At 61.2% G+C, this 16313-nt stretch carries 13 protein-coding genes; 8 read left to right on the plus strand and 5 right to left on the minus strand.

Annotated features, from left to right (window positions below):
• Positions 1 to 15 precede the first annotated feature (15 nt).
• From ACSEXS_RS18245 to ACSEXS_RS18270, 6 genes are all read left to right on the plus strand, one after another.
• Positions 16 to 2436: a hypothetical protein gene (locus ACSEXS_RS18245; protein ID WP_438434668.1), complete on the plus strand. Its 2421-nt coding sequence runs from the start codon at positions 16 to 18 to the stop codon at positions 2434 to 2436.
• Positions 2437 to 2439: 3 nt separating this feature from the next.
• The gene (locus ACSEXS_RS18250) at positions 2440 to 3717 is read left to right on the plus strand and encodes a vWA domain-containing protein (RefSeq protein WP_438434669.1); all 1278 of its coding nucleotides are present in this window, start codon (positions 2440 to 2442) and stop codon (positions 3715 to 3717) included.
• Positions 3718 to 3722: 5 nt separating this feature from the next.
• Complete coding sequence (locus tag ACSEXS_RS18255) at positions 3723 to 4418, plus strand: hypothetical protein (RefSeq protein WP_438434670.1); 696 nt, start codon at positions 3723 to 3725, stop codon at positions 4416 to 4418.
• Positions 4419 to 4489: 71 nt separating this feature from the next.
• Entirely contained in the window at positions 4490 to 5752 is a 1263-nt protein-coding gene (locus ACSEXS_RS18260) for a TRAFAC clade GTPase domain-containing protein (protein ID WP_438434671.1), read from the plus strand.
• Complete coding sequence (locus tag ACSEXS_RS18265; protein WP_438434672.1) at positions 5752 to 8460, plus strand: GAP1-N2 domain-containing protein; 2709 nt, start codon at positions 5752 to 5754, stop codon at positions 8458 to 8460. The genes ACSEXS_RS18260 and ACSEXS_RS18265 overlap by 1 nt, the downstream gene beginning before the upstream one ends.
• Positions 8461 to 8823: 363 nt before the next feature.
• The gene (locus tag ACSEXS_RS18270) at positions 8824 to 10437 is read left to right on the plus strand and encodes a cellulase family glycosylhydrolase (RefSeq protein WP_438434673.1); all 1614 of its coding nucleotides are present in this window, start codon (positions 8824 to 8826) and stop codon (positions 10435 to 10437) included.
• A gap of 98 nt (positions 10438 to 10535) precedes the next feature.
• Here the strand turns inward: ACSEXS_RS18270 and ACSEXS_RS18275 are convergent, their stop codons facing one another.
• Positions 10536 to 11084 (minus strand): GNAT family N-acetyltransferase, encoded by a 549-nt coding sequence (locus ACSEXS_RS18275; RefSeq protein ID WP_438434674.1) that lies wholly within the window; start codon positions 11082 to 11084, stop codon positions 10536 to 10538.
• Positions 11085 to 11374: 290 nt separating this feature from the next.
• On the opposite strand from ACSEXS_RS18275, the gene ACSEXS_RS18280 reads away from it, so the two are divergent.
• Positions 11375 to 11884, plus strand: coding sequence for a GNAT family N-acetyltransferase (locus ACSEXS_RS18280; RefSeq protein ID WP_438434675.1), 510 nt, complete (start codon positions 11375 to 11377; stop codon positions 11882 to 11884).
• A gap of 87 nt (positions 11885 to 11971) precedes the next feature.
• The gene (locus tag ACSEXS_RS18285; protein WP_438434676.1) at positions 11972 to 12370 is read left to right on the plus strand and encodes an HIT family protein; all 399 of its coding nucleotides are present in this window, start codon (positions 11972 to 11974) and stop codon (positions 12368 to 12370) included.
• 217 nt (positions 12371 to 12587) lie between these two features.
• Here the strand turns inward: ACSEXS_RS18285 and ACSEXS_RS18290 are convergent, their stop codons facing one another.
• The 4 genes from ACSEXS_RS18290 to ahbB all read right to left on the minus strand — a co-directional run bounded on the left by ACSEXS_RS18290 (position 12588) and on the right by ahbB (position 16310).
• Entirely contained in the window at positions 12588 to 12842 is a 255-nt protein-coding gene (locus ACSEXS_RS18290) for a zinc ribbon domain-containing protein (protein ID WP_438434677.1), read from the minus strand.
• A 140-nt stretch (positions 12843 to 12982) separates the two neighbouring features.
• The gene (locus tag ACSEXS_RS18295; RefSeq protein ID WP_438434678.1) at positions 12983 to 13900 is read right to left on the minus strand and encodes a helix-turn-helix transcriptional regulator; all 918 of its coding nucleotides are present in this window, start codon (positions 13898 to 13900) and stop codon (positions 12983 to 12985) included.
• Positions 13901 to 13948: 48 nt separating this feature from the next.
• Positions 13949 to 15124: a two-component system sensor histidine kinase NtrB gene (locus ACSEXS_RS18300; protein ID WP_438434679.1), complete on the minus strand. Its 1176-nt coding sequence runs from the start codon at positions 15122 to 15124 to the stop codon at positions 13949 to 13951.
• A gap of 196 nt (positions 15125 to 15320) precedes the next feature.
• Positions 15321 to 16310, minus strand: a complete 990-nt coding sequence (gene ahbB, locus ACSEXS_RS18305) for a siroheme decarboxylase subunit beta (RefSeq protein ID WP_438434680.1) — start codon at positions 16308 to 16310, stop codon at positions 15321 to 15323.
• Positions 16311 to 16313: the final 3 nt, after the last annotated feature.

Here is a 16313-nt window from a genome sequence, read left to right on the forward strand (position 1 = left end):
GATGTGCAAAAGCCGATGCGCGAACGGTTGCGCCAATTTCTATATGAATACGACAACGCGGCCGACAACGCGGCTGCCGAATCGGATGAACAGCGGAGCCTGTACGCTCCGCTCGTGTTCCTGTTCATTGGGGACCGGGCGGGCGAAGCGCTGCGGGCGGTTCACCGGAGGATGGCGCGGGGCTGTGCCAACAGCCGGGCGCTGGTCTACCTGCACCTGGCCGCGAGCGAGCCGGTGGAGGAGTTGGAGGGCGTGCTGCCCTTTCGCCTGAGCGGCGAAAGCGAGCCGGACCGCCGCTCGGCTCGTCCCGAGCTGCACCGCCGTTTCCGGGCCGACGCCGAGCAGCTCGCCCGGCTGAACCGGCTGGTCCGCCAGGCGGGCAACCGCGTCGCCGAGAACGGCCGCCAGTTCGCCAGCTTCGAGCGGCTCAGCTTGGCCGTGGTCACGCGGGCGGACGACCCGGCGAACGTGCTGCTGCCGGAGGCGGTGCTCTTAGCGAAGAGCATTCTGGGCGAATCGTTCAAATTCATCCAAACCGATCTCTACGCCCTGCTGTCCGAGGGAGAAGCGGGCGACGACTTCGCCTATTACTCCTCCCTGGGCTTAAGCTTTCTGGCGGAGCTCGAGGGCTATCAGTCGCGGAGCTTTCGGCTGAGCGAGCCGCTCCTCCTGACCGGGGACGGCTACGCGCTAACGGCGGAGCATGGTCCCGCCCCGTTGTTCGACCTGGTTTACCTGCTCTCGGACAAGGACGAGGCGGGGCTGCTCGCCCCCGACGGGCTGCGCAAGGCCTATGCCGCGATCAGCAGCCTGACGCTGCTCAAGAACCGCCGCACCGTGCACGAGTTCGACCGGGAGAGCGGGCTGTACAACAACCTGCAATACAAGCAGAGCATCATGAACCCCGCCGTCCCGGACAACGTCTATTCCTCGGCGGGGTACGCCGAGGTCCGGCGGCCGAACGCGGCGATCGCCGTGACGGTGCTGCAGCAGGTCTTCCGCGGCTTCCGCGAGCGGCTCCTGGAGGCCGGGCGGGTGCAGCCGGCGGAAGCGGCCGAGCTCTTCGGCCTCGATGCGCCCGCCGTGGCTCGCCGCACACAGGCCCTGCTGCCGCCGGAGTCGGCGCTCAGCGAGCTGCACGCGCTGCTCTCCCGAAGCGTTCCGCTTGGCGAGCTGCAGCGGCTCAGCCTCGGGGAAGCGGCCGAGCAGCTGTACGGCGGGAATGCTTCCGCCTTCTTCTCGGCCCACTTCGAGGCCGCGGCGCGGGAAGCGCTGAACGCCCTTTCGCTCGAGGAGGAGACGGAGCGCCGCCTGGCGGAGCGGCTGAAGCCGCCTTACAGCTTCTACTCCGTCTACGAGTGGACGCATCCGAAGAGCGAGACCGGGCTCGTCCGGGAGCTGCATCGCCAGGAAGCGGAGACGGACCGGCTGCTGGCCGATGCGCGCGAGGAGCTGCGGTCGGCGCTGGACGGCCGCGCCGACCGCCTTCCCGCCGGCGGCCTGCTGCCGGGCGCGCGGCTGCGGCATTTCCGCCGGGCGCTCCTCGACAGCATCTATCCGCTGCGCTACCGCATCCTCGAGCTGGAGACGCGGCTCGCGCTCCTGCAGCGTTCGGAAGAGGTGCTCGCCCGGCTGCATCAGCGCGCCTACCGCCGGGTGGAGCAGATGGAAGAGCTTGCCGCGCTGCTGGACGAGGAGGTTCGGGAATTCGCCGGACCCCGCGGCGACTACCTGAACCGCAACCTCCCGGAGTACTACGGACCCGAGACCCGGCGAATCGTTCAGGAGCTGGCCGCCCGCCGGGGGCCCGATTTCTATTTCGGCTCCGGCTTTTTCGGCGATATCGCCGAATGGCTGGACCGGGGCACGGACGCGCTGCTCGCCCGCCTGATCGAAGTCTGCCGCCGCGAGGTGTTCACGGACGCCGTGTTCCGCCAGTCCTTCGAGGAAGAGCTGCTGGAGCGGGCGAACGTGACGGTTCGGTTCGAGGAACAGGGCCTGATCCTGCCCAAGGAGGAGCTGTTCCGCGACCTCTACGAACGGCTGGAGAGCGGCGCCGCGATCCGGATCGCCCTGTTCCACTACACCCAGAAACACCGCTACGAGGAAAAATACTTTTTCGGCGATTACGAGAGCGAGTTCATCCGCTATTCCTTCGGGCTCGACAAGGGGAGCCGGGCCTATCAGCTCGGCTGCGTCCACGAGCGGAAGACGAGCGGGATCGACAAGCTGTCGATCATGGGCGGCTTCCGTCTCGCGGACACGATCTACGCCCGCAATGCCAGCAAATATTATCGCACCTACTTGGAGAACGGCTTTCGCTTTCACCCGGAGGGACGGGAAGCGAGCCTTTTCGAGGGGACTGCGGAGCATTCCCGGCCGGCGCGGTTTCCCGATCCGGAAGCTCCGGGTTTTCGCACAGGACAGGAGGAGTAAGGAATGGCACGGCGCAAATTCAGCATGCTGTTGTTTTTGTTCAGCCTGATCGGAGGAGCGGTCGGCTTCGTCGCCGGGGAGCTGCTGCTCGCCCGCTTCGGCGCGGAATGGCCGAACGTGTGGCTCATGGCGCTTTACTTCGGCGTCTTCGCCCTTGCGACGGTCTTCTTCTGCCTGCTGGCGGAGACCGTCTCGCCCGAGCTCGCCGGGCAGGGCTGGCGGATGCGGTATTCGGCCACCGGCTGGAAGCTGCTCGTCCCGGCGGCGTTCGTCCTGCTCTTCGCCGCCGGAGCGCTGTTCCAGCTGCTCTACGGCTTCGGCCTCGGCAAGCATCAGCCGGCCCAGGACATCGTGCTCGTCATCGACAAGTCGGAGAGCATGCTCAAGACCGACCCGAACCGCGAGAGCGTGACGGCGGCGCAGAAGCTGATCCGGCGGATGGATTCCCGCAAGCAAGCGGCGGTGATCCTGTTCAACGAGCGGCCGGAGCTCCTGCAGCCGCTCGCGCCGATGCGCACGGATGAGGACCGGGAAGCCGCGGCCGGGAGGCTGGAGGGGTACACGCCGGCCGGACAGACGGATATCGCGGGAGCGCTGGCCATGGCTATCGATCAGCTCGATGCTCGGACGAACCCGCGCAAAAGCATGGTCATCCTCATCTCGGACGGCTACAGCGACGTCGACCTCGCTCAGGCGACGGCCCCTTTTGCCAGTCAGGGCATTCCGATCGAGACGGTGGGCATGAACCACACGAATGAGGAAGCGGTCAACCTGCTGCGGGCGCTCGCGGAACGGACCGGCGGCGGATACTACGGCATCGAGAACGCGGGCGAACTGTCCGGTGTATTCACCAAGATCTACGACTTGAACCGAGGCTGGCACCTGATGGGCGAGCGCTCGGATGAAGGGGCGGACAGCGCCTATTACCGGTTCCTGCGCGTGCTGCTTCTCATGGGCATCGGGGCGCTTATGGGCGTGGCCCTGGGCATCGTGTTCGACAACCGCCATCTGGCCAAGAGCTTCGGCATCGGCGGAGCGATTGCCGGTCTTCTCGCCGGCGTGGTGCTCGAATTCTGGATGGGGCTCGGCTTCGCGCCCGGCCTCGGCCGATTCTTCGGCGACCTCTTGCTGGCTGCGGTGCTGGCGCTGTCTCCCCTCCTGATTCCGGTTAAGCCTCCCGGTACGCTCGGCCCGGCGGCTTCGCTGAATCGTCCCGGCCGCCGCCCGGCCGGAGGACCGGACCGTCGGGAAAGCGGCAGCGGAAGCTTTGACAGAAGGTGATGAACATGAACGAATGGCAGTGGATTCCCGAAGCCCCGGACGAGCGGAGAATTACGGGGGCGGCCTGCCGGGTCCGCGAGGGCTCGGGGCTGCTTACCTGGAACTGGCCGCCGGGACTGACGTTTGTCTACCTGTATGGCTATGCGCCCGATGAAGCGCCCGGTGCGGGCGGGGAAGCGGACGCTTATGCCTCAGGCGGCCTGGCTTCCGGCCGGACTTATCCGCCGCGTGAGAAGCTGAAGCTGTATACCCGCGAGGAATACAAGGCCAAGGGCGGCTACTCGGAACGGCTGGACCGCTACGGCGCGTATGCTTACCGCATTTACCCCGCGGTCAAGCAGGACGGCGCCATCCTCGCCTATGCCCAGGAGGACGAGGGCAATACGGCCCTCTTCAGCATGGGACGGGCGGCGATCCGCTGCCGGGTCCACTACCGAACGGGCTGGTTCGGCAAGGGAAGGACCGCCCGCATGACGTTGAGCGCCGAGACGGCTGTGCCGAAGGAGGCGCTGTGCTACGTCAAGAAGAGCGGCGGCGTTCCCGAGCACCCCGGAGACGGCACCGCGTACCCGCTGTTGTCCGACCTGCACCCGGGAGACAATCCGCTGCCGGAGATTGACATCGGCCGGGACGACCGGGTCCGGTTCTTTTTTACCGACGGCAAGACGTACGGGGAACGCTACGAGCTGGTTCATCTCTAGCGGCGGGGCTTAGCTTAGCTTTCTTCATCCCGCTCCCCGTAAGCGCGAGAACCCCAAAAGGAGGTAGATCCATGCTGAAGGCGCTGAAGGGCTTGTTCCAGAAGACTCCGGTCAAAGTCAAGCCGCCTTATTACGATATCGTCTGCCCTTTTTGCTTCAGCAAATTCCACCCGGACGAAGTGCTGTTCCGGGCTACCCACGACAAGGAAGGCGATCCCGAGTACCGGCTGCAGGAGGATGAGGAGCTGGACCGGTACCGGGCCAAATTCAACCTCGATTCCGCCGGCGATATCGAGGCGGTCATCTCCCCCTCCTCCGTCCCGGAGGAGAACAAAACCTATGCGGACCGGGTGCTGGTCGGCCTCGTCGACAAGCACGGAGAGCCGACGCGCCGCCGCATCTGTCCCCGCTGCCACAACGAGCTGCCGATTTCGGCGGGCAAGGTGCCGAGCAACATCATCAGCATCATCGGCGCCACCTCGGTGGGCAAGTCGGTCTACATGACTTCGCTGATTCACACGCTGCAGCGGGTCACCGCCGCCAACTTCGGGGCGGCCTGCATTCCGATGAACGCCGACATCAGCCGCCGCTTCCGCACCTATTACGAGGAGCCGATCTTCGAGCAGGGCCGGATGCTCGGCGCGACGCAGAAGATCGAGAAGATGGAGCCGTTCATTTTCAACTTCGTGTTTAAGGACGAGAGCTTGTCGCCGCTGACGCTGGTCTTCTTCGACGTGGCCGGCGAAGGCATGACCGACCGGACCTATCTCGATATCTACGCGGCGCACATCCAGAACTCCTCGGGCATCCTGTTCATGGTCGACCCGCTGCAGATCCGCACCATCCGCGACCGGCTGCTGCTCGCGCTGGGAGATGAAACCGGCGACCTCGCCCCCCGTCATGCGGAGCCGCGCGACGTCATCATCACGCTGTTCGAGAACTTTATCGGCCACAACGAGAAGTCCAAGACCGACATTCCGACCGCCATCGTGCTGACCAAGAGCGACATGCTCCAGTACCTGAAGGAGGAGGACGGGGATTACATCGACACCAACAGCAACGTATTCCGCAACGTCGTACATGCCGGCCACCTCGATCTGACCGAGTTCTCCAACATCGACGGGGAAATCCGACGCTTCCTGGAAAAGGTGGACCGCCCGTTCAAGGACGCGGTGGACGTCTATTTTACCAACACGGCCTATTTCGCGGTCTCCTCGCTCGGCAGCAATCCGGTGAACCGGCAGGTCGAGGGCGTCGTCACGCCGCTGAGGGTGGATGAGCCGTTCGTCTGGCTCCTGCATAAGCTCGATTACATCGAGGGGAGAGAGCGCTGATGGCGGCCGATCCGATTGAGCAGCATTATTACACGCGCGGCCGCGAGGGGCTGTTTCAGGGCGGCGAGGGCTTTGACACCGTGGCCAAATCCCCGGGACTCGATCCTTCGTTCATCCGCAAAACCCTGCATCCGTACTGCCTGTATATCGCTCCGCAGGAGCTGATCCGGCGGGGCGAGCTGGACCCGTCCCGCTATCCGGAATCGCTGACCGTTTTTCCGGCGGACACCGGGGAGCTGGTAATCGGCCGGGCCGTCTTCTGCGGCTCGGACTTCACCGGGCAGCGGGAGGCGGTATTCATCCACCAATTCGTCGTGCCCCGTTCCCGTGCCGACGAATTTCGCCGGGAGCCCGCCGCGCTCACGCGGGTGACGGCTTTTCGCAGCCGTCACGAGGAGGGAGAGGGCAAGGAGCTGCCCGCCCTCGCGGAGCTTCCCCACCTAGCGGCGTCGACGGCCGACGAGCGGGACGAGCTGCTCGCCCGGCTCGGTGTCGGAGAGCCGGTGTTCAAGAGCCTGTTGGCCGCCGTTTTTACGGCGGTCGCCTCCAAGAAGAAGGTCTACGTCGCGCTCGATGCGGACATAACCGATACCCCGGCACTGGCCGCCCGCCTGGTGGAAATTCTCTACGGCTGCCTGCCGATGGAGGTGCGCGCCCGGTTCGGCTTTACCACTTACAACAACGAGCCGCAGGGGAAGAAGAACATCGACCTCATGTTCGTGGAAAAAGGCAGCCTCCGTCCCGGAGACCGGACTGGCCGCGACTATGCGTTTGATTTTCCCAACGAGCGTTTCCCTGCTCCCGAACCGGGGGCGAAGGACGCATTCCTGAGCCTCGCCTGGGAGTGGCGCAACCGGCCGGACGAGCTCGGCGACTTCTTCGATTTCGCCGAGGAGGCGCTGGAGGGGCTGCCGGCCGCGGAACGCGGCTCGCTCGCCGCCTACCAGGAACTGGCGGCTCTCTATCGGACCGGCCGCGGAGAGTATGGCCGCTATGAGATGGAGAAGGGCGACCTGCTCGCGGCAGCGCTTCGCTATCTGCGGGTCGGGGGCTACGACCGCAAGCCCCGGCTCAACGAGCTGATCCTCGCGCTGCTGCGTGCCGAGAAAGCTGCGGATGCCGCGGGCGAAGCCGCTTCCCCGCTCCCCGGCCCGGCGCTCTCCGCCTTTGTCGACTATTATGAGCTGGCCCCGGCAGAGAGCCGGGACGAGCTGGCGGAAGCCGTCATCGGCTTCATGGACCGACTGGCCGCCGGAAATGAACCCGACAACCAGCTTCTGTCGGACGCGCAGGCGGCGCTCGCCCGGCAGCCCGAGCTGACGCGGATCGTCTTCGGACGAATCGGGATGGACATCCGGTATGCGTCGCTTCAAGAGGCTCTCCTGGCCGAACGGATGAACAAGGTGAAATCGGTCAAGGAGCTTCAGGAGGAGATTGTGTTCTGGGCGGGGCATTCCTTCGATTCCCTCGGGCTTCCGTATTTCGTGGATGCCTTCCGCGTCAAGCTGCGCAAGGCCTTGCTCAAATCGGGCGACCAGACGGTGGCGGGCGAGAGCCTGTTCCGCTTCTGCTCGCAGCTCTACCGCGCACATCCGGGCAACCGCGGGTTCGGGACGTTCTGCGACTCGTTGGAAACGGAAACGGCGCGGGTCGTGCTCGATTCGCTGACCTTGGACACCTGTACCTACGCCGAGCTCATAAAGGCGTCGTATATCCTGACCGAGGACCGGCTCTTCACCGGGGTCGGCCTGACCGAGGAGCAGACCGGCAAGCTGCGAATCCTTCGCGGCGTATATGAAGCGATGGTGAACCAGGGCCCGGCCGCAGCGCTGTCCTCCGGCAAAAGCCAACTGGCGGACATCGGCGACCGGCTGGACGCCAAGGTGCCGGTTCCCTCCGGCTTGTTGGCGAAGGAACGGATGGGGGCCTCCCCCGACCGGAAGGAAACCGCCCGGGAACGCCGATTTCCCGCCGAGGACTACACCGATGCGGAGCTCTCGCGCATTCAGGGCCTCGTCCGCCGCTTTCTGAAGGGGCGGATTCATCCACCGCAGTACGGCACTCTGCTGTTCGCTTTCACGGAATGGAGCTTCCGCACCGGCGGCGAGGATCGCCCGGTGTCCTATTACGACCTCTTGAAGTTCATCCATCAGGAAACGGAAGATTCCGAGGATGTCGACAGCTTCCTCCTTTGGAGCTCGACCCAGCCCGCCTTTTTGGAAACGGGCGGCAAGCTGCTCCGTCCCGCCTACCGCAACGCCCTGCGCAAGTACTTCGTCGAGGTGGACCGCAAGGGGCTGGCCGACCGCAAACGGTTCCGAAAGCTGACGGATGAGTCCCTGCCAAGGCCGTTCCGCAAAGCCCTGGCCGACATCCGCGAGGACGGAGGCAGCCCGGCGATGCGCTTCCTGCGCCGCAACCGGCGGTCCCTGTCGCTCCTCGTGCTGCTGGCGGTGTTGATCTCGGCGGGCGTTATGCTTCTCGGACGAGGCGGCGGCAAAGGCGAGGTTTCCCCCTCGCCGGTTTCGTCCCCGCCGCTCACGGCTTCGCCCGCTTCGAGCCCGGGCGCAAGCGGAAGTCCTTCGGGATCGCTAGCTCCGTCCGGCTCCGGGAGTTCCGCAACGCCTGCGGATTCTCCCTCGGGTACGCCGAGTCCGTCCGGTTCGGCCTCCTCGAGCCCGTCCCCAAGCAAGTCACCTTCCCCTTAAGCGAAGAGGAGGGACTTCCCGATCCGGGCGACGACCTTGCAGCCTCAGCGCCGCAAGGCCGCCGCCCGGATTTTTTATGAGGAAATCCAAAAAAAGGATACCTAACCTGAAAAAAGGGGATAGCAGAACGGCGAAGGAAGAGTTAAATTTTACCTGTAATCGATTACAGATGAGGATGGCAAAGGAGATTTAACCTTGCCTCATTCGGAGTCGGAACACTCATTTCGCGGGAGAGGCGGTGGAGCGCCGTTCCAAACGAACGGACGAACGGACGAACGAACGGACGTTTACGCACGGGATACTGCTTCTGCTGTGAAGAGACCTGCACGATCAACCGGATTCATCTCAAAGGAGGCCAAGGTTATGGGAAAAAAAGCTTTGTCGCTGCTCTTGACGGCTGCGATGCTGATCGGTCTTGCGGCTATTCAGCCGGGACGTGCGAGCGCTGCGCTCGGCTCCGGCGATTTTCTGAAGACATCCGGTACGTTGATCAAGAACAACTCCGGAAATGGAAGCGTTGTCAATCTGCATGGAACCAATCTTGGAGGTTGGCTGCTCGAGGAGAACTGGATGTCGCCGCTCGGGGGAACGGACGAATGGACCGTCCGGCAAACACTGATCAATCGGTTCGGCTCCGCTGCCGCCGACAGCCTCATCGCCGGCTATCAGGACACCTGGATTCAGGCCGGCGATCTGGATAACATCAAGAACATGGGGCTGAACCTGGTTCGCGTTCCGATCTACTGGGAAAACCTGATGAACCGGGACGGCTCGATGAAATCCGACAGCGTCTCGTTCCGTAAGCTGGATTGGCTGGTTGCCGAGGCGCAGTCCCGCGGGATCTACGTGCTGCTCGATCTGCACGGCGTGCCGGGCAACGACGACGGCTGGCAGAGCGGCGGGCGTGAAGGCGTCAACGAGCTGTGGACGAACGCGGCTTACCAGAATTGGACCGTCCAGCTGTGGCAGCGGCTGGCTGCGCATTACAAAGGCAACCCGACCATCGCGGGCTACGACCTGCTGAACGAGCCGGTCAGCAACAACAGCAGCCTGAGCATCAGCCAGATGTACGATCGGCTGTACAAAGCGGTGCGCGCGATCGATCCCGATCATATCGTGGTCGTGGAGGCGTTCGGCTACTGGAACAACATCGTTTCTCCCTCGACCTATGACTGGACCAACGTCGTCTACCAGCTGCACAACTACGACTGGAACGCCCAGGATTACAACAGCCAGTCGAACAGCATCAATACCTGGTTTGCCGATATCGTCTCGCATCAGCAGAGCTGGAACGTTCCCGTCTACGTGGGCGAATTTACCCTCTTCGAATTCAACGACCTGTGGGAGAAGTACCTCTCCGGCCTGAACGCGCTGAACGTCTCCTGGACGAACTGGACGTACAAGATTACCGGCGGCGGCAATTGGGGGCTGTACAACAACAACGGCAATCCCTACCCGGACATCAACAACGACAGCTCATCGACGATCCTCGCCAAGCTGGCGAAGTTCACCACAAGCAGCTTCCAGGCCAACACCGCCCTCATCAACAACGTCAAAGCCTTCGCCAAGATCGCGGCTCCTTCGACCCTCGTGGCCAAGGCCAACGGCAATTACGTCACGGCGGATAATTACGGCAACAACCCGCTGATTCCCAATCGGACCACAGCGGGAACTTGGGAGAAATTCATCCTCGTGAACAACGCCGACGGCACGGTCTCGTTCTTGTCGCTCGCCAACAACAAGTACGTGTCGGTGGATCTCAACAACGGTGCACGGCTGATCGCGCGCGCCCAAGGTATCGCCGCTTGGGAGAAGTTCCGCAAGACGACCAACGCGGACGGCACGGTTTCGCTGCAAGCGGTGGCGAACAACAAGTTCGTCTCCGCGGACCTGAACACGGAAGCGGGTACGCTAGTCGCCAACCGAGACTCCGTGGGCGGCGCCTGGGAAGCCTTTACGATTGCGCCGTCTCCGTAACCTTATCTCCGCCGAGATTTGAAGAGACCTCCTTTGCCGGGGCGCAGGGCCGGGCGAAGGAGGTCTTCTTTTTACGATGGGGTCTGGCGCGGCGAGCTTCACTCGTCCTCGGGATTCAGGATCGAGAGCACCATATGATCCTCCCAGCGGCCATTGATCTGTACGTTCTTGCGGGCGATGCCCTCCCGCTCGAAGCCGGCCTTCTCGAGCACGCGGATGGAGCCGAGGTTGGTCGGCTTGGCTTCGGCATAGACACGGTGGAGCTTCAGCTCGCGGAAGGCGTACTCGACGAGCAGCCGGACCGCCTCGGTCATATAGCCTTTGCCTTCATAGTCCTGATCCAGGCTGTAGCCGATCATCGCCCGCTGCATGAAGCGGCGCTCGATCTGGAACAGCTGGATGCTGCCGATCAGCTCGCCGGTTTCCTTCAGGAAGATGCCGAACGGGTACTGCTTGTCCTCGCGTATCTCCTGCTCCGAGCGGCGAATCCATGCGAGTTGGACTTCCTCCGTATAATAGCTCTCCTCCCGCGCAGGGGTGAAAGCCTGAAAGTGGTCGCGATTCTTCAGGTTGTGATGGATCCAGACGCCGACGTCTGATTCGGTTAACGGACGCAGAACGATTCGTTCGCCAATGAGGTTGGTCATGGTTTTCCTCCCGAGCGGTCTTCCGGCCGCCTGTTCATGCAGAATGAAGCTCGGTCGGATCCGCTTTTCTCCTATTGTAGACCAGGAAGGTGTCAAAAGAAAATAAAGTGGTAGACTAAGAAAGTAAAGTATTTTCTTCGTGCTTAGGTTAAGATAAGCCTCCTGTTTAAGCACGGCATGCTGCCCGCGTACGTTCTTTAATAGAGGATAGCTGAACGGATGGCTTATACGAAATTGCATAAAGCCAGCGTAACGAAGATATTATAAAGTACGAAAGGCTGGAATAAATCATGGCAAAAAAAGAAGCGCCGAAAATTCAAACAGAACGATTGATCTTACGACCGAGAGCGGAAAAAGACATTCCCAATATGCTTAAAATGTTTAACAATGATGAAGTGAGGGAATTTCTCGGAAGCAATCCCCCTCGTGATGAACAGTCAATGTTAGAAATGGTCAGGAATCGCAATGAAACAAAGTGGGCTGTCGCATTAAAAAATACGGACGAATTCATCGGCGATGTAATGATTCCAGAAATAGCGGAAGGTTATCTTGGTGAGATTGGTTATCGCTTCATGAGGGAGCATTGGGGATGCGGTTTGGCGTATGAAGCGGTTTCCGCAGTCATTGAGCATTGTAAAAGCACATTAAACCTCAAACGCCTATTTGCTACTATAGATAATAACAATAGGAAGTCAAAAAAGTTAATTGAAAAACTCGGATTTACTTTGGTAGCGGTGTTGCCTGAATCGAATTTACGCGGCAGAGTTGCCGATGTCGCTTACTATTCTCGGATAGTATAAGTATTATCTTCAGTACGCCTAATTCTCCTCCCGCGTTGAAAAGTATATGAATAATTTAAGTGATCTTTATTGGGGGTTGAGGTTCAGATGGACACAATAAATAATTGTAAATGTTGTGATTACCAATTAAATTTTCCGCATGTTTTGTTTGAGTATGAATCCGTTGTCTGCGTCGCCGATGATAATAATATATTAATAGGGTCCTGTTATATCATACCAAAGGCACATAAAGAAACACCCTTTGCTTTATCAGAAAAGGAATGGATAGATACGAAGAAACTGATTGATATAACTAAAGATTACTTAGACAAAAAATATAAGCCAGATGGTTATAATCTAGGCTGGAATATCGGAGAAGCAGGCGGTCAGTTTGTCTATCATGCCCATCTTCATATTGTACCGAGATATAACGATGAACCATTTGCCGGCAAGGGAATTAGGCACTGGCTAATGATGGAGGAAAATAGACGTATTGATACGCAATAACCCTAACGTATTCGGGGATGTCTACCGGATCCTATGCACGTTCGAGGGGGATTCGGCCGGATGGACCTTCACCGACAAGGAGAAGGCTTCATCCGCCTCGGCGCTCTCAACTCAAAAGAACCTTCGATTCGCCGTCAGGCGGCCGAAGGTTCTTTTGAGTTCTGCTTCGAATGCCGGCGCGGCCTCTAAGGCTCGACGGCGGATTAACCGGCCCGGCTTAAACGCGCCAGCGCTTCAGGCGGGGAAACAGCTCCCGCATGGCGGCGCGCGCCGTCTCGGCGTCCGGATATGGCTTGCCATGGATGACGTGGGGGACACAGCTTTCGATCATCTGCTCCATCGTTTCATCCGTGCCGAATTTTCCTTCGTTCCAGCAATAGCGGCAGTAGTCCTCGTTCAAACCGCCGTCCGCGTCGATCCCGCGGTCCTCCGGCTGAATCAGGGGCATGGCGCAGCTTTGGCAGATCGTCATTTCGCTCAGGGGTCACACTCTCCTTCCAGGGATGTCCTTATCCTACTCCAGGCAAGGGGACAGCAGGGTGTCCACTTGTTAGAAGGTCCTTGGAAGTCAGCTGCGGCGCATCGGTTCGGGCATAACGGTTCGCCCCTTGTTCACGTGTACCGGGCCAGAATGCCGGCGGCTTCTGCTTGCAATCGTTCCCGAAGCGAGGCAGGAGAGACGACGTAGAGGTCGGAGCCGAAGGAGAGCAGGGCGGAGAGCACCCAGCCGTCCACCGGCCAGGTGCTCTTCACTTCAATCTCCTCCGGGTTCAGCACGGTGATGGAATCGCTGTGAAACAGGTCGTAGGCCCGGGAGAGGGAGGCGGAGCGAATCCGCAGATGAAGGATGCTGCCGGCTGGCTGCATCCGGGCGGCATCCTCCGATTCCCGTTCCGTCTCGGACAAGCTTGCTTCCCGACGGACGAACGTCTCGTTCAGCGGCTTCAGGGAGACCGTCCGCGACAGCCGGAACAGCCGGAAGCCGCCTCGCAGCCGGCACCATCCCCACAGGTACCAGTTGCTTCCGCGATACAGCAGCGTCATGGGCTCGACGCGGCGGTGTTCCAGGCGGCCTCCGGCTCCGATATAGGCGAGTTCCACCAGCCGGTGCTCCTGAATGGCATCTCGCAAGAGCGAGAACCGCTCGTCGGCGGGACGGGGGCCCCAGCCGCCCAGATCGACCCGCAGCCATTCGTCCTGCGGCTTCGGCCCGAAGAGAGCGCTGAGCTTGGTCAGCAGCTCCCGGGCGCCGACGTCCTCGGTGAGCGTCAGATTGGACAAGAGCGAGAGCAGCAGATTCTTCTCGGCGTCGGTGACCAGTACGCGGGACAGGGAGTAACCCTCCATGAGCCGAATTCCGCCGCCTGTTCCTTGGGAGGCATAGACGGGAATGCCGGCGATGGACAAGTCCTCCATGTCGCGCCGAATGGTCCGGGAGGACACCTCGAAGCGCTCGGCGAGCTCCCGGGCGGTGGTTTTGTCATGCGACAACAGGTACATCAGAATGCCGAGCTGCCGGTTGAGCTTCATCGGCGGAGCCTCCTTCCTTCGCTGTCAAGCGGAGCCGACCAGCTAGGGTCAGTTGGCTTTCTTCGCACCGGACTCGCGCTGCGGCAGCTTGATGACGAAGCTCGTACCCTGGCCCTCCGTGCTGGTGACGTCCAGCTTGCCGCCGTGATCCTGGATGATCTTCAGCGAGATGGACAAACCGAGGCCGGTTCCGGACGCCTTCGTGGTGAAGAACGGGTCGAAGATTTTTTTCAGATCGGCCGGCTTGATGCCTTTGCCCGTATCGGTCAGCACCACATTGACCCACCCCTTGCTCTTGTAGAGGCGCAAGGTCACCTTGCCCGGCTCCTCCATCGCCTCCAGGGCGTTTTTCACCAGGTTGACGAAGACCTGGACAATCTTGTCGGAGTCCATATAGACGCGAAGCTCGGGGGAAAACTCCGAATAATGCAACTGATGGCCATTGACGCGGGCTTCCGATTCGGTGAGCGAAATGACCTTCAGCAGGCAGTCGTGAACCGAGCAGACCTGATAATTGGAGATCCGCGGCTTGGAGAATTCCAGGAACTCGCCGGTCAGCTCGGTCATCCGCTCCACTTCTTCCGTCAGCAGGTCGTACCAGGGCTTAATGGTATATCCCTGCGTTTTGGACAACTGCAGGAAGCCCTTGATCGTCGTCAGCGGGTTGCGGATTTCATGGGCCATTCCGGCTGCCAGCTCGCCCACGACCTTGAGCCGTTCCGATTGGTAGAAGCTGCTCTCCCGCTCGATCTGTTCGATGAGCTGGTTTTTTTCGCGTTCCGTTTTGATGATGTACTGAATGATGAAGACCACGGCGAGCGAGGTGAGAAAATCGGAAATCACGGCCAAACTGTTGTATTTGGTCGGGTCCATGTACGTGAGCCGGGCTCCCGTATACAGCGCCATGGAGGCGAAGCCGACGAAGATGGCAAGCGGCATCCGACGGATCGGGTAGAGCACCTTGCTGAGCAGGATAATATACAGCGAGTAGCACCAATTGAGCTGGGACAAATAATGAAAGCCGAACAGCAAAAGAAATTGGATGACCGAAAACAGCCCGATTCGACGCGGAAAAGGGATGTCGGAAAACATGCTGGCGATGAGCAGGAGTCCGAAAGCGATCAGCAGCGCGTCATTCAAGTCCTTCCCGAGGGTGATGGAAGAATAGATGACAAAGAGCACATAGAGTGGGAACACAACATAATAGACGGCGCGAGAGATCATCGTAGCAACTCCATGTGTTAAATTTTGTAAGACTTTATCAGCCTCCGCTTAATTCGACATTTTTCACGGGTTTTCCTTCTTGTTTGTCGGATTTTTTTTGAAGCGCTGCGAATCCAACCGTTTTTTGCCAGCTAAGGCGGCTCCGTCCAAGCTCCTACGCCTTTGGACACGGTGCCGACCGGCCGCTTAGGCCCTGTTACAGGGAAAAAGAAGTCTTCTTCCATTCGGCTGTGCTGAACAGCAGGTCCCAGTCTTCCAGGCGTTCCTGCCACTCCCGGCAAAAGCACTCGGCGATGTGGCGGACCTCGCCGGTGGAGCGTCCGTGAATCATCGCGTAGAGGTTGTAGGGCCAGTCGGAGTAGGCCCGACGCCGGTAGCAATGGCTGACCTCGGCTCGGCCGGCGAGCCGTTCGCCGGCCTCGTTCAGGCAGTCGAGCGGCAGCCAGCAGACCAGCATGCCGTTCGCGGCAAAGCCCGCCTGCCGGTGGCGAAGCACGGCTCCGATCCGCTTGAGCGCGCCGGAAGCGTGAAGCGCCTCCAGCCGGGAATGCGCCTCCCGGCGGCTCAGGCCGGCGCGCCGGGCCGCCTCACCGAAGGGGTCGCGGCACAGCGGCAGCTCGTGGATCTGCCGCAGCAGCCGGACGTCCGCTTCGTCCGGAACCGGACCGGGCCGATGTTCCGTTAAGCCCGGCCGCCTCGGACAGTCGGGAGCCGAGCCGCTCCCCTCCTCCAGATCCAGGTAGACCTTCAGCTTGAATACGCGCTCCGAGGGAAAATCATAGACCCGTTCCGCTCCGGAGACGCGCAGAATAGCGCCGAGGATGCCGACCTTCTCTTCCTCGGAGGCCACGGAGAGGGTGAACCACAGGTTGAGCCGGCCGCTCCGCCGGTAATTGTGGGTCACGCCGGGGTAGGAATTGACCGTCCGGACCGTCTCCGCATAACGGGGCTCGGGTACCTCCAGCGCGTACAGGCTGCTGGCGTAGCCGCACCGCGACGGATTCAGCACTCCGCCGATGCGGCGAATGAAGCCGTCCCGTTGCAGGCGCTCCAGCCGGCTCAGCACGTCGTCCGGCTCCAGCCCAAGCGCCTGCGCTGCCGGGGCGAACGGATCTTGTGCGACCGTCAACCCCTGCTGCATGAGGTTCAGCAGCCGGCGGTCGAGCGCGTCCATGCCATCCTTCATCTA

Source organism: Gorillibacterium terrae (genome assembly GCF_051594785.1).
Classification (GTDB): domain Bacteria; phylum Bacillota; class Bacilli; order Paenibacillales; family NBRC-103111; genus Gorillibacterium.